The following is a 12,418-nucleotide window of genomic DNA, read 5'->3' as shown; positions in this document are numbered from 1 at the left end:
ATGTTCCATTGTTCAGAAGGGTGTTCGCATGGCTTGCGCTTCCTGCCTCGTTACCGATGTGATCTTTGATTTCTGCGGCGTCGTACTGGATTGGCAGTGCCGCGCGGCTTTGGCAGGTCATTACCCGCCCGAGCTGGTCGACCGGATCTGTGCGGATGACGATCCGTGTGGTTTCTTCGATTACGAGGACCGTATGGATCATGGCGAACTGTTGGCGCAGGTGCTGCCCGATGTGGAACGCGAGCAGGGCAAAGAGCTCGCCGATGTCTTCGCCGATTACATCGCACGATACAATGACGCGCTGCCCCGCATGATCCCCGGCATGGAGGAGCTGCTCGGCGATCTGCGCAAGGCCGGCTATGGCGTGTGGGGTCTGACGAACTGGTCGTGCGAGACGTTCCACTTCGCCTTCGAGAAATTCCCACAGCTCGAACGGCTGCTGAACGGCACTGTGGTGTCCGGCGTGGAGAAGAAGTTCAAGCCGAACGCCGATTTCTATGAGCTGGCGCTGCATCGTTTCGGGTTGAAGCCGGATGCATGCGTATTCTTCGACGACACCGCGAAGAATGTGACCGGAGCCCAGCAGGTGGGTATCCGCGCGTTCCGCTTCAGTACTGCCGAACAGGCTCGCAGGGATTTGGCCTCCGTGGGCGTGCGACTCTAGGAGCGGAACAATTCCGCATAGCGAAACGACTCGTTATCAGCATGCCTTCGTTGTCAGAACTCCGTCATAAATTAAACTTATGACCCTTCTGCAGTTGAAGTACATCGTCAAAATCGTCGAATGCGGTTCGATGAACGAGGCCTCCCACGAGCTGTACGTATCCCAGCCCGCGCTGAGCTCCTCCGTCAAGGAACTGGAAAAGGAGCTCGGCATCGAGATCTTCACCCGCTCCTCCCAAGGCATTGCGCTGACCGTGGACGGTGCGGAATTCCTCACCTACGCACGCCAGGTTCTCGATCAGGCGTCCCTGCTCGAAGAGCGATACAAGAACGCCAAGCCGCGCAAGCAGCTGTGCACCGTTTCGACACAGCACTATATGTTCGCCGTCGAAGCGTTCGTGGAGATGATCAACTCCATCAAATCGGACGAATACGAGTTCACCATCCGTGAGACCCGCACGCACGACATCATCGATTCCGTCGCCAATATGCGTTCCGACCTGGGTATCATCTACCTGTCGGACTTCAACAAGGACGTGATCGGCAAACTGCTACGCGAGAAGCACCTGGAATTCCACCCGTTGTTCCGCGCGCCACTGCACGTGTTCATCTCGCGCAACAATCCACTCGCCACGAAGAAGCTCATCACCATGAAGGATCTGAAACCGTTCCCCTTCATCCAATACGAGCAGGGCGAGGACGGCAGCTTCTACTTCGCCGAGGAAGCCGTATGGCCGGACTACTCTCCCAAGCAGATCAACGTGACCGACCGTGCCACGATTCTGAACTTCATCATCGGTCTGAACGGCTATACGGTGTGCACCGGCATCGACAACGGCGACCTCAACAACGAGAAGATCGTCACCGTGCCGCTTGATTCCGACGAAACCATGCTGGTCGGCTGGATCACCAACGAACGGGCAAAACTTTCCACCGCAGCGGAGAACTACCTTGAAAAGCTCAAGTCTGTCGTCGCCGATCACGGCTACAAGCTGATCGACTGACAGCCACGCGGGTAATCCGCACGCCAAGCTTCAATTGAGTGGGGCGTCGCATCGGATCCGATGCGACGCCCCACTGTCTTTACCCGCGTGTTTTATGCCATTCGATCAGGCACCATACTGGGCGAGATACGCCTCGGCGGCAGCGGCGATCTGCGGCGTGACATACGGAGCGCCGTCGGCGGTTTCGATATGCTGGCCGGCTTCGAAGATCTCCTTCACATTCGCAATGGCGAACACCGGGAAGCCGAACTCGGCTTCGACGGCCTTGACCGCAGAAGTATCCGAATCCTTGGTCTTCTCCATGCGATCCACACTCAGCACCAGACCCACGACCTCAACATCAGCCTCGGCCTTAAGCTTCGGGATGACCTCACGCACCGCGGTGCCCGCGGTCATCACATCGTCGACGAGCAGCACCTTCATACCATCGGTCAGCTGCGTGCCGACCATCATGCCGCCGTCGCCATGATCCTTCTTCTCCTTGCGATCGAAGGTGTAGCCGATCTCCATGCCATGGCTCGCAGTGAGCGCAATGGCGGTGGAGACGCCCAACGGAATGCCCTTGTAGGCCGGGCCGAACACGGTGTCGATGTCGTTCGGCAGGTTGCCTGCCTCGATCTCGGTGGCGATCTTCTCAGCGTAGAACGCGCCGAGCGTGGCGATCTTCCTGCCGTCGTTGAATGCACCGGCATTGATGAAGTACGGAGACTTACGGCCGGACTTGAGCGTGAACTCGCCGAACTTCAACGCCTTGGATTCCAACAGGAACTGTGTAAAACGAATATCGAGGGATTCAGCCATTGCTTTCCTTTCCCGTTTCTGTATCGAAAACTCAAATATGCCTCGGCATCCGGCGGGAGTCGGCATGCCATATGTATCCGTCTGCCGCCAGATGCCCATCGGACTCTTAGCGCCAGGTCTGCCCGGCGGCGAGCTTGGCAGCAAGCTCCGGACGATCGTCAAGCAGATCGTCAAGCTCGCGCGCCACACGCAGCGGAGCGACCGGATCGAACAGGGCGGCGGCGCCGACCTCGACGGCGTTGGCACCGGCGTACAGGTATTCCAACGCCTTCTCGCCGGTGTCGATGCCGCCGATGCCGATGATCGGCACCTCAGGCAGCGCGGTGCGCACGCGATAAACGGCAGCGATGCCCACAGGCAGCACAGCCGGGCCGGACACGCCGCCGGTACGATTGGCGATGATCGGCTCGCCGGTCTTGATGTTCAGCCTCATGCCCAGCAACGTGTTGATCATGCTCAACGCGTCGGCACCATGTTCGACGGCGGCACGGGCAGGATCGGTGATGTTGGTGACATTCGGGGTGAGCTTGACGATCATCGGCTTGTCAGTCATCGGGCGCAGTTTGTCCATCAGCTTGGACAGAGCGACCGGATCGGTGCCCACGCTCATGCCGCCATGCGTCACATTCGGGCAGCTGACGTTGATCTCCAGCATGTCCGCGTCGCAGTCGGCGAGCTTGGCCACGACCTCGCAGTAATCCTCGTCGCAATGGCCGGCCACATTGGCGATGACGGTCGCACCGATCTTCTTAAGCTTGGGCAGATCATCGACCAGGTAATGGTCGACACCCGGATTCTGCAGACCGACCGCGTTGAGATTGCTGGCAGGGCCTTCAGTGGTACGCGGGCTGGGATTGCCCTCCCACGGCACCGGGGAAACACCCTTGGTACATACCGCGCCGAGCTGGCTGACATCATAGAACCAGCGCACGGCGGCATACTGGAAGGTGCCGGAAGCAGTGCCCACCGGATTCTTCCACGGAACACCGGCCACCTTGGTGGGGTGCTTCCATTCATGGTCCTCATACAGATTGATGTGATTAGTATCGTTTGCGGTCATGATCACTCACCCCATCCCAACTGTTCACGAGAGAAAACCGGGCCATCGGAGCAGACCTTGAGTCTGCCATCCACGGTGTCGATGGTGCACAGCACGCAGGTGCCGTAGCCGCAGCCCATACGCTGCTCCATGCTCAACTGGCAGGCGAGGCCACGCTTGGCGGCCCATGCGGCCACGGCCTTCATCATCGGCAGCGGCCCGCAGGTCAGCAACACGGTATCCATGCCTTCGGCGTGCAGATTGTTGTCGGCTTCGAGCTGATCGAGCAGCGTCACGACATTGCCATGCTCATTGTCGATGCTCAGCAGCGAATCCACGTATGGTGCCACGATCTCGTCCGCGAACTTCTCGTCTCGGTATCCGAACACCGCGGTGGCCTTGGATTCGCCGGCATCATGCAGCTTCTGCGCCGCGCAGATCAGCGGAGGAACACCCAGGCCGCCGGCGACCAGTACGTAATGCGCCTTGTTCTTGATCTGGAATGGTCGCATGCCCAACGGCCCCAGCACGTCGACGTTGTCGCCCACATGCTTGGCTGCCAGGTTCGCGGTGCCCTTGCCGACCACGGCGAAGATGACGCTCACCTCATCGCCGACTACCTCACTTACGCCGAACGGACGCGGCATAAGCATCATTTCGTCGTCGGTGAACAGGTTGACGAACTGCGCCGGTCGCGCATGCTCGGCAATGTATGGATCCTTGAACGCCATACGAACAACACCCGTGGCGAGCTCTTCGATGGCGGTGATGGTAACGGGATGACGTGGCGGGAAATACCCTGCGGCGACGGCCTCATCCACCACTTCATATGTGCGGGTGAACGTCATGTTCTCTCCTCTTCGCTTACAGTACTGCTCTCAGATTATCGCGCATGTCGATCGCCGCGGCCTGCGCGGTCTCACCGACCAGTTCAAGCGCCTCGGAGGCGCTCATCGTCTCGCTGTATTTGCCGCTCTTCCTCCACGCGCCGATAATGCCGCGAGAGGAATTGACGATCGCACCAGAACCGTCCGCGTCGAACATGCCGCGCACATCGGCGGCCGTACCGCCTTGCGCACCATAGCCCGGCACAAGGAAGAAGGTGTGCGGCATGCGTTTACGCAGCGCCTTGCCCTCCTCCGGATGGGTGGCGCCAACCACGGCACCGACACGGGAGTAACCATACTTCCCGATTGTTTCGGCGCCCCAGCTCTCGACCAGGTCCGCCACATGCTCGTAGACCTTCTTGCCGTTGGCAAGATCGAGCATCTGCAATTCGCTGGAGGATGGGTTGGAGGTGCGCACCAGTACGAACAGATCCTTGTCGGTCTGCGCGGCAGCGTCGACGAATGGCGTGATGCCGTCGGTGCCCAGGTATGGGTTGACGGTGACGGCGTCGATATTCCATGGGTCGTGCTCCCCCACGCCGGTGAGCATGCGGGCATAGGCCGCGGCAGTGGATCCAATGTCGCCGCGCTTGACGTCGGCCAGCACATACAGTCCTCGTTCGCGCGCATACTCGCAGGTCATGGCGTACACGTCCACGCCGGCAGGCCCAAGCGCCTCATACATGGCGATCTGTGGTTTGACCGCGGGAACGATGCCGGCGACCGCATCGATGATGGTGCGGTTAAATTCGAAGTAGGCGACGGCCAGCTGAGCGGCCGGCAGTTCATCCTCGTTCTCGACGGATTCGCGAACCTCGTCGGCGAAGGATGCCACCACTTGGGCCGGCACTAGCGCTTCGGTCGGGTCAAGGCCGACGACGCTGGGGTTCTGCGTCGTGTCAATCGCTTCAATAAGGCGATCCATGTTCTTTCCTTTCGCTGGGTCGGCTTACAAACGGCTGAATGCCAAGGATTTGCCGATGATGGTTGCAAGCGGGAGACCGGAGACCCTCCATCCGCCGAATGGCGTGTTGCGGGCAGTGGAGTGGAATCGTTCCGGATCGACCGTCCACGATTTCGCAGTATCAAGCACCACCAGGCCGATTTCCTCGGCATCGCCGATCGTACGCAGATCGAGCACCCGATTGCCTTCGCCGGTACCGTCCTGCTGCGCATCGAGCAATGCGGTGATGTCGGTAGGGGCATGCCCCATCAGCTTCATTGGTTCGGTGCTCATCAGTTCGATCAGACGCTTGTCGGAGATGAAACCACCGTCGACCAGCACCTTGTGGCATACGCCGTACGCGCATTCCAATCCGATGATGCCGTTAGGTGCCTCAAGGAAGCCAAGCCGCTTCTCGTCGAGGGTGTGCGGCGCATGATCGGTGGCCAGCAGATCGACGGTGCCATCGGCGATGGCTTCGATGGTGGCCTTGCGATCCGCTTCGCTGCGCAGTGGAGGGTTCATCTTGGCGAGCGTGCCGTATTTGAGCAGCGCCTCATCGCTCAGGGCAATGTAATGCGGTGCCGTCTCGCAGGTGATGGGCAGTCCTTCGGCCTTGGCCGCGCGAATCGCCTCGAAGGAGATCGCGGTGCTCACATGCTGGAAGTGCACGTGGACGCCGGTTTCGCGCACCTTTTCGATGTCGCGTGCAACGATATTGAGCTCGGTGTCTTCCGGGATGCCGGGCACGCCAAGCTCACGGGACACGGGCCCTTCGTTGACGGCACCGGTATCGTGATGCTCGCAATGCTCGATCAGATACAAGCCTGATTCCTTGGTATTGGCCAGCACCTGGTCGAGAATATCCGGAGTGACTGCCGAACCGTCATCGCTGATGGCGGTGACGGGGTGGGCGAGCTGGCATGCATCCTTGCCCGCAATGTCTTCGCCGGGCATGTAGCGGCGCCACTTGTCCACCTCGGTGGCCTCGTGGCCGGCACGCCCCTTGGAAGCGCATACGCACAGATCATAATTGACCGGCAGCTTGACGCCATGCACGGCTTCGTAATGCTGCAGGTAATCGATCACGCCGGTATAACCGGCCCCCATTACCTCACCGGCACCGGGTGCTTCGGGATCGTCCAACGTCTCGCCGTCCATGGCCGGAACGGTGTTGGGCATGATCAACACGTTCGTGTACCCGCCGGAGGCCGCCGCGGCGCATCCGGAGACCATGGATTCCTTATAGGTCTGGCCCGGATCACGGAAATGCACATGCGGGTCGGCGAATCCCGGCGCAAGGGTCAGCCCGGAGGCATCGACGTCCGCGGCAAGCGGCTTTTCGGTCAGGGCTTCGGGAGAAGCGTCCATAACAAGGTCGATGTGTTCGCCCGTGTCCCAGACGGTGATGTCGTGAAGGGTGATGGCCATGGATCAGAACTTCGCTTCCTCATCACAGTAGTCGCAACGGTATTCCTGACGGTCGGAATGCACCAGGTGGAACATCTGCACGGCGGGCTCAGTGGTGGTCACGCAGCGCGGGTTCACGCACTTGATGATGTTCACCACATGCTCGGGCAGCGTCGGATGCTTCTTCTCGACGATCTTGCCGCCCCGCACAATGCCGACGGTGGCGGTACGGGCCACAAGGCCAAGCACGTCAAGGTCGATGGATTCGGTTTCGTCCTCGATCTTGATGATGTCCTTGGTGCCGTACAGGTGGCTGTCGGTGTTCATGATCAGCGCAAGCTTGGTTTTGGACGGGTCGATCTTCAGGTATTCGAGCACCTTGAGCGCGGTGCCGGCCGGCACGTGATCGATGATGATGCCGTTCTGGATGCTGGTGACTTCCATCAGGCCTGTACCTCCTTGGTTTCCAACGGTTCGTATCCCGGCAGTTCGTCGCCGACCACCGAGCTTTCCAACGCCATGCGCATGAGCATGCCGTTCTTGACCTGCTCGAAATAGGCTGCTCGCGGGTCGTCGTCGACTTCGACGGCGATCTCGTTGACGCGCGGCAGCGGGTGCAGCACGGCCATATCGGGCTTGGCCTTCGTCATCTTGGCCTCGTCGAGAATGTAGGTGTCGCGCAGGCGCAGATAATCATCCTCGTTGAAGAAACGTTCCTTCTGCACACGGGTCATGTACAGCACATCAAGATCGCCGATGACGGAAACAAGGTCCTTGACCTCGGTGTAGGAACAGGACGGCGTCGCGTCGATACGGTCGAGCACGTAGCGCGGGGTCTTGAGCTCGTCGGGGCTGATCAGCACGAAGTTCACGTTGCCGAAGCGGCATAGCGTCTCGATCAGGGAGTGCACGGTGCGCCCGAAGGTCAGATCGCCGCACAGACCGACGGTCAGATTGGTCACACGGCCGAAACGGGACTGCAGGGTGGCCAGATCGGCCAGCGTCTGCGTCGGGTGCATATGGCCGCCGTCGCCGGCGTTGATGACCGGCACGGAGGCGGCGCGGGAAGCCACGAGCGCGGCTCCCTCCTTCGGATGGCGGATGGCGACGACATCCACATAGTTGGAGACTGTTTTCAGGGTGTCGGCGATGGTTTCACCCTTGGTCACGGAGGCAAGCTGCGCCCCAGCGAAGCCGATGACCTTGCCGCCCAGACGGAGCATGGCGGTTTCGAAGCTCAGACGAGTGCGCGTGCTCGGCTCATAAAACAAAGTGGCGAGCACCCTGCCTTCGCAGGTGTGCGCCACTTCCTTACGATGAGAATCAATGTATTGCGCTTTATGAAGCAACTCTCGAATCTGGTTAATGGAAAGATCGTCAAGAGTAATAACGCTTTTACCGACCATCGGCGTTTCGACTGCCGGTTCGAGTTCTGAAGACAACGGCTCACCTTTCATGCAACTTGTGGTTGAAGGTGGCCACTCGAAGTGACCTAGCCAACTATAGGGCGAGCCACTGACCCACGATATTCACCGCGTGTTCACCATACAAGTCAGCTCTTTTCCCAAGTGATCGAAGCGACGTCATTCACGCCCGTAGAACAGCCGTTCCGTCACATCGCGGCTTCTGCGCATCACGGCCAGCAAATCGTTTTCGAAATGCTGCCCACGATTCGCGTCATAGCCAAGGTACACGGCGATGCCGCCCAGCGAATAGATGTCGTCGGGCAGAATATCCGCCTGCGCCGCACGCCCCGACCACAGGTAGTTGCCGTTGCGGGCGGCCGTGCACATGCACCATGCCTTGCGTAGTACGGCGGCGTCGACCGTATCGATGAGGTGAAGCCGTTCCAGCTCATCCAACGCCGGCAACGTGGAATTCACGCGCAGACCCCCATGGGCTGCGGCATGACGCAGCTGCATAAGCTGCACCGTCCATTCGATATCGGACAATCCACCCTTGCCGAGCTTGAGATGGCGTTCACGGCGAACGCCTCGCGGCAGCCGTTCGGCCTCCATACGCGCTTTGAGCTTGCGGATCTCCCCCAGCTCGGTTTCGGTCAGATCGGACTGCGGATAGCGCAGCGGGTCGGCTATGTTATGCAGGAAGTCCTTGGCCAAGCGCTCATCGCCGGCGGCATACCGTGCTCTCAGCAACGCCTGATGCTCCCACGTACTCGCCCAGGACCGGTAGTATTCCTCGCATGATGCGTATGAACGGACCAACGGGCCGTTCTTGCCTTCAGGGCGCAGGTCCATATCCAGTTCGATCTTCGGCTCGATGGTGGTCGGCCCTTGCAGAATCGCACGCATGCTTTCCTGCACCTTACGGGCGAATTCGAATGCGTCGTCATCGGCAACGCCATCCGCAGGACGATAGACGATGATCGCATCGGCATCCGAGCTGAAGTTCACTTCCCCACCGCCGTAGCGACCCATGCCAATCACGCTGATCACCGCAGGCGGCTCGTCAACGCCCCTATCGCTCATGGTATGGCGGATCGACCAGCGAAGAGCCGCATCGATGATCGCGTCATACACATCGGTCATGCCGCGCAGACTGACATCGTCGGCGATGACGCCGCTCATCCACCCCAAACCGATGCGTTCGATCTCATGCCGGCGCATGGCTCGCATGGATGTGGCGAAATCGTTGATGTTCCAAGCATTACGCTCCAGTGATGAGTTGCATTGCACGTCGAGGCTGGCACGACTGCGGCACATCAGCTCGTCATCATCGCCCATCCAGGTAACGGATTCGACCGACTTGTTCAACGCGTCGCCGAGGAAACGCGAATTGGACAGCACGTGGCACAATCGTTGCGCCGCAGACGTGGAGTCGCGCAGAAAGCCCAGATAATCGCTGTCGGAGCCGAAATGCTCTTCGAGCTTACGCCAGTTGAGCAGGCCCATATCCGGGTTCTGCCCCTCGCCAAGCCATTCGAGCACGGCCGGCAGAATGATGCGACTGATCTTCGCCGCGCGGCTGATGCCCGAAGTGAGGGCGGCCACATGGCGCATGGCTGACTGCGGGTCGCCGAATCCAATGGATGAGAAACGCTCCTCCGCGGCCTGTGTGCTCAGCTGCACCTGATCGTCGTCGAGCTGGGCGCTAATCGGCAACATGGGACGATAGTAGATGTCGAGATGCAGGTGACGGACCTCGCGACGGGTCTCGTCATAGCGTTCCACCAGCTCCTCGGGGTGCAGATGGAACGCACGGGCCACACGACGCAGCTCCTGGTTACGGCTCAACTCGTCCACGTTGATGTCACGCTTGCGTTCCAGTCCGCCGATATTGGCCGCCCCCATGTCGGGAAACAGGTGGGTGCGTTTCAACGCCCACATCTGCTGGCGATGCTCCAGCACGCGTTCAAAACGGTAATCGGCGGCAAGCTTCGCCGCCTGCTTGCGCGACACATAACCCCCGTCGGACAATCGGCGCAACGATTCAAGGGTCGATCGTGTGCGCAGGCTCTCATCCGACCTGCCGTGCACCAGCTGCAGCATCTGCACGGTGAACTCCACGTCACGCAGACCGCCCCTGCCCAGCTTGATCTCCCTGTCCTTAAGCGGCGGCGCGATCAGGTTCTCCACACGCTTACGCATCTGCTGACAGTCATAGACGAAGTTATCCCGCTTGGATGCCGACCAGACGAACGGTCTGGTCATATCCATATAAGCCTGCCCGAGAGCCCTGTCGCCGGCCACGGGCCTGGCCTTGAGCAAGGCCTGGAACTCCCAGCTCTCCGCCCACTGCTCGTAATAGCCCTTATGGGATTCGATCGTACGCACCAGCGACCCGTCCTTGCCTTCGGGGCGCAGTCCGCCATCGATCTGCCACAGGGCCGGGGCCGCAACGCCCATGATCACCGACTGGCATACGCGCTGCAGCGTGGTGCCCATCTTGGTGCCGATGCGGATCAGCTCCTGATTTCCGATGGCATCGTCGGCAGGCTCCACGGCATAGATCAGGTCGACGTCGGACACGTAGTTCAGCTCCTGCGCGCCAAGCTTGCCCATGCCGATGATGACGAAGCGCACATGGTCGCTGCCTTCGACCTCATGGCGTGCAATGGCCAATGCCCCTTCCAATGCGCTGTCGGCGAGATCGGAAAGTTCGCGGCTGATGGTGGGTTGGATGATGCAAGGGTCTGGCGCGGTGGCGTCCTGCGCCATGATCGCCGCAAGCTGACGGTAGTAGGTTCCGCGCAACGCCGTGGCGGCATCGGCAAGTTCGAGGCCGGCCACCGGTGCATCCAACTCGTCGGGGTCCGCCCCGATGGCCTGCAGCATGGATGTGCGTCGCTGCGCATGGTTGTACAGATACGTGTTGTCGACGTCGGATGATGCCGCCTGTACGAGATCGGGGTGGAATCGCATGAGCTTGCCCATGGCGTCGGAGACACCGAGCACGGTGATCATGCGTTCGAAGGACTGCCGGTCGGGCATGATGCCGCTCAGCGCCTCGCCGCGACTGGTCGCGGCGTTGACGATGGCGACAAGATTGGTGAGCGCCGTATCGGGGTCGCACGCGTTCGTCAACGAATTGAGCACGGCCTGCAACCGATCCTCCGGTATGCCGTTTGCCTTGAGCTGTTCGAATAGTCGTCGCGAGGCCTCGAGATCCTGCAATCCGGCGCGGATCAGATCCATGGAGGAAGGTTGGAAACGCTCATTCACAGTCATGCCACCAATCTACTCCGCATATCTAACCGGCGGTGACGCCCCGTGCCTTTCAGCTCTGGAACAGTGCGGAGACGTTGTTCCAGATGCGACGGGTGACAGCCGGGTGATTCATCGTATACAGGTGGACGCCGTCCACGCCATGCGCGATCAGATCGGCGACCTGCTGTGACGCGTATGCGATGCCCGCCTCGCGCAATGCTGCAGGCTCATCGCCCCAGCGTTGCAGCATCGCCTCCACCGGTTCGGGCACGCGGGCCTCGCAGGTGGCGCTCATACGGCGCACCGACTTGGCGTTGGTGACGGGCATGATGCCCGCTTCGATGGGAACGTTGATGCCCGCCTCGCGGGCCTTGTCCAGGAAGCGGTAGAAATCGTCGTTGCTGTAGAATAGCTGCGAGATCAGATGCGTGACGCCGGCATCGACCTTGCGCTTCAGGTTGTCGACGTCCTCGTCGATCGTCGCCGCCTGCGGGTGCTTTTCCGGATAGCAGGCGCCGTATATCTTCAGTTGCGGCCTGTTCTCCCGAATATAGGAGACCAGTTCGCTGGCGTATTCGAACACTCCGGCAGGGGTCTGTCCCTCCACGCTATCGCCGCGCAATGCGAGCACGCCGTCCACTTTGGCCACTTCGAACAGGTCAAGAGCCACGTCGGCTGCTTCCTTGTCCAGATACTGGGCCGTCAGATGGGCCACGGCGGGGATGCCGTATTCGCCGCGAATCGTATTCGCGATGCGCGCGGTCGCAGTGCGATCCTTGGATTTGCCGGTGCCGTAGGTAACGGAGATGAATGCCGGAGCCAGCCCCTGCAATCCATCAAGCGTGTCGTAGATGGTGCCGACGGGAGCGTTTCTACGCGGCGGAAACACTTCCAGCGAAAACAGCGGTGCGGTCATTCTTCGTTTCTCCTGTTCACCTTGATATGGCAGAGACTACAGCCTGCTATGCGTGCAGTCGCGCCGCGCATCGGCGACGCATGTCAGT

The 12,418-nt window shown here is 60.4% G+C and carries 11 protein-coding genes; 2 read left to right on the top strand and 9 right to left on the bottom strand.

All coding sequences use genetic code 11. From position 1 onward, the window contains the following. The first annotated feature begins 28 nt into the window (after positions 1-28). Both BBAG_RS03680 and BBAG_RS03675 read left to right on the top strand, forming a co-directional pair. Positions 29-664: an HAD family hydrolase gene (locus tag BBAG_RS03680; protein ID WP_003826235.1), complete on the top strand. Its 636-nt coding sequence runs from the start codon at positions 29-31 to the stop codon at positions 662-664. 79 nt (positions 665-743) lie between these two features. Continuing rightward, positions 744-1,667, top strand: a complete 924-nt coding sequence (locus BBAG_RS03675; RefSeq protein ID WP_003826233.1) for a LysR family transcriptional regulator — start codon at positions 744-746, stop codon at positions 1,665-1,667. Between the two features lie 105 nt (positions 1,668-1,772). On the opposite strand, the gene pyrE is transcribed toward BBAG_RS03675, so the two are convergent. The 9 genes from pyrE to metF all read right to left on the bottom strand — a co-directional run bounded on the left by pyrE (position 1,773) and on the right by metF (position 12,330). After that, a complete protein-coding gene (pyrE, locus tag BBAG_RS03670) occupies positions 1,773-2,468 on the bottom strand; it encodes an orotate phosphoribosyltransferase (protein WP_033508174.1) in 696 nt (231 codons plus the stop codon). A 106-nt stretch (positions 2,469-2,574) separates the two neighbouring features. Then, positions 2,575-3,528 carry a dihydroorotate dehydrogenase gene (locus BBAG_RS03665; RefSeq protein WP_033508176.1) on the bottom strand — a complete coding sequence of 318 codons (954 nt, stop codon included), beginning with the start codon at positions 3,526-3,528 and terminating at the stop codon, positions 2,575-2,577. Between the two features lie 2 nt (positions 3,529-3,530). After that, positions 3,531-4,355: a dihydroorotate dehydrogenase electron transfer subunit gene (locus tag BBAG_RS03660; protein WP_003826228.1), complete on the bottom strand. Its 825-nt coding sequence runs from the start codon at positions 4,353-4,355 to the stop codon at positions 3,531-3,533. Positions 4,356-4,371: 16 nt separating this feature from the next. After that, complete coding sequence (pyrF, locus tag BBAG_RS03655; protein WP_003826225.1) at positions 4,372-5,319, bottom strand: orotidine-5'-phosphate decarboxylase; 948 nt, start codon at positions 5,317-5,319, stop codon at positions 4,372-4,374. A gap of 24 nt (positions 5,320-5,343) precedes the next feature. Next, complete coding sequence (locus tag BBAG_RS03650) at positions 5,344-6,768, bottom strand: dihydroorotase (protein WP_003826223.1); 1,425 nt, start codon at positions 6,766-6,768, stop codon at positions 5,344-5,346. A gap of 3 nt (positions 6,769-6,771) precedes the next feature. Continuing rightward, positions 6,772-7,191 (bottom strand): aspartate carbamoyltransferase regulatory subunit, encoded by a 420-nt coding sequence (locus BBAG_RS03645; RefSeq protein WP_003826220.1) that lies wholly within the window; start codon positions 7,189-7,191, stop codon positions 6,772-6,774. Beyond that, positions 7,191-8,153, bottom strand: a complete 963-nt coding sequence (gene pyrB / locus BBAG_RS03640) for an aspartate carbamoyltransferase (RefSeq protein ID WP_193352299.1) — start codon at positions 8,151-8,153, stop codon at positions 7,191-7,193. The genes BBAG_RS03645 and pyrB overlap by 1 nt, the downstream gene beginning before the upstream one ends. Before the next feature lie 177 nt (positions 8,154-8,330). Beyond that, on the bottom strand, positions 8,331-11,435 hold the full coding sequence (locus tag BBAG_RS03635; RefSeq protein ID WP_003826217.1) for a bifunctional [glutamine synthetase] adenylyltransferase/[glutamine synthetase]-adenylyl-L-tyrosine phosphorylase: 3,105 nt from the start codon (positions 11,433-11,435) through the stop codon (positions 8,331-8,333). Positions 11,436-11,484: 49 nt separating this feature from the next. Then, entirely contained in the window at positions 11,485-12,330 is an 846-nt protein-coding gene (gene metF, locus BBAG_RS03630) for a methylenetetrahydrofolate reductase [NAD(P)H] (RefSeq protein ID WP_003826215.1), read from the bottom strand. Positions 12,331-12,418 lie beyond the last annotated feature (88 nt).

The sequence above is a fragment of the Bifidobacterium angulatum DSM 20098 = JCM 7096 genome (assembly GCF_001025155.1).
Lineage (GTDB): Bacteria > Actinomycetota > Actinomycetes > Actinomycetales > Bifidobacteriaceae > Bifidobacterium > Bifidobacterium angulatum.
This window is presented reverse-complemented; position numbering and strand designations above follow the sequence as displayed.

What these genes read in the sequence shown, in the direction of transcription:
- metF (WP_003826215.1), bottom strand. Translation starts at nt 12,330, where the DNA reads ATGACCGCACCGCTGTTTTCGCTGGAAGTGTTTCCGCCGCGTAGAAAC.
- BBAG_RS03680 (WP_003826235.1), top strand. Translation starts at nt 29, where the DNA reads ATGGCTTGCGCTTCCTGCCTCGTTACCGATGTGATCTTTGATTTCTGC.
- pyrB (WP_193352299.1), bottom strand. Translation starts at nt 8,153, where the DNA reads ATGGTCGGTAAAAGCGTTATTACTCTTGACGATCTTTCCATTAACCAG.
- BBAG_RS03650 (WP_003826223.1), bottom strand. Translation starts at nt 6,768, where the DNA reads ATGGCCATCACCCTTCACGACATCACCGTCTGGGACACGGGCGAACAC.
- pyrF (WP_003826225.1), bottom strand. Translation starts at nt 5,319, where the DNA reads ATGGATCGCCTTATTGAAGCGATTGACACGACGCAGAACCCCAGCGTC.
- BBAG_RS03660 (WP_003826228.1), bottom strand. Translation starts at nt 4,355, where the DNA reads ATGACGTTCACCCGCACATATGAAGTGGTGGATGAGGCCGTCGCCGCA.
- BBAG_RS03665 (WP_033508176.1), bottom strand. Translation starts at nt 3,528, where the DNA reads ATGACCGCAAACGATACTAATCACATCAATCTGTATGAGGACCATGAA.
- BBAG_RS03645 (WP_003826220.1), bottom strand. Translation starts at nt 7,191, where the DNA reads ATGGAAGTCACCAGCATCCAGAACGGCATCATCATCGATCACGTGCCG.
- BBAG_RS03675 (WP_003826233.1), top strand. Translation starts at nt 744, where the DNA reads ATGACCCTTCTGCAGTTGAAGTACATCGTCAAAATCGTCGAATGCGGT.
- pyrE (WP_033508174.1), bottom strand. Translation starts at nt 2,468, where the DNA reads ATGGCTGAATCCCTCGATATTCGTTTTACACAGTTCCTGTTGGAATCC.
- BBAG_RS03635 (WP_003826217.1), bottom strand. Translation starts at nt 11,435, where the DNA reads ATGACTGTGAATGAGCGTTTCCAACCTTCCTCCATGGATCTGATCCGC.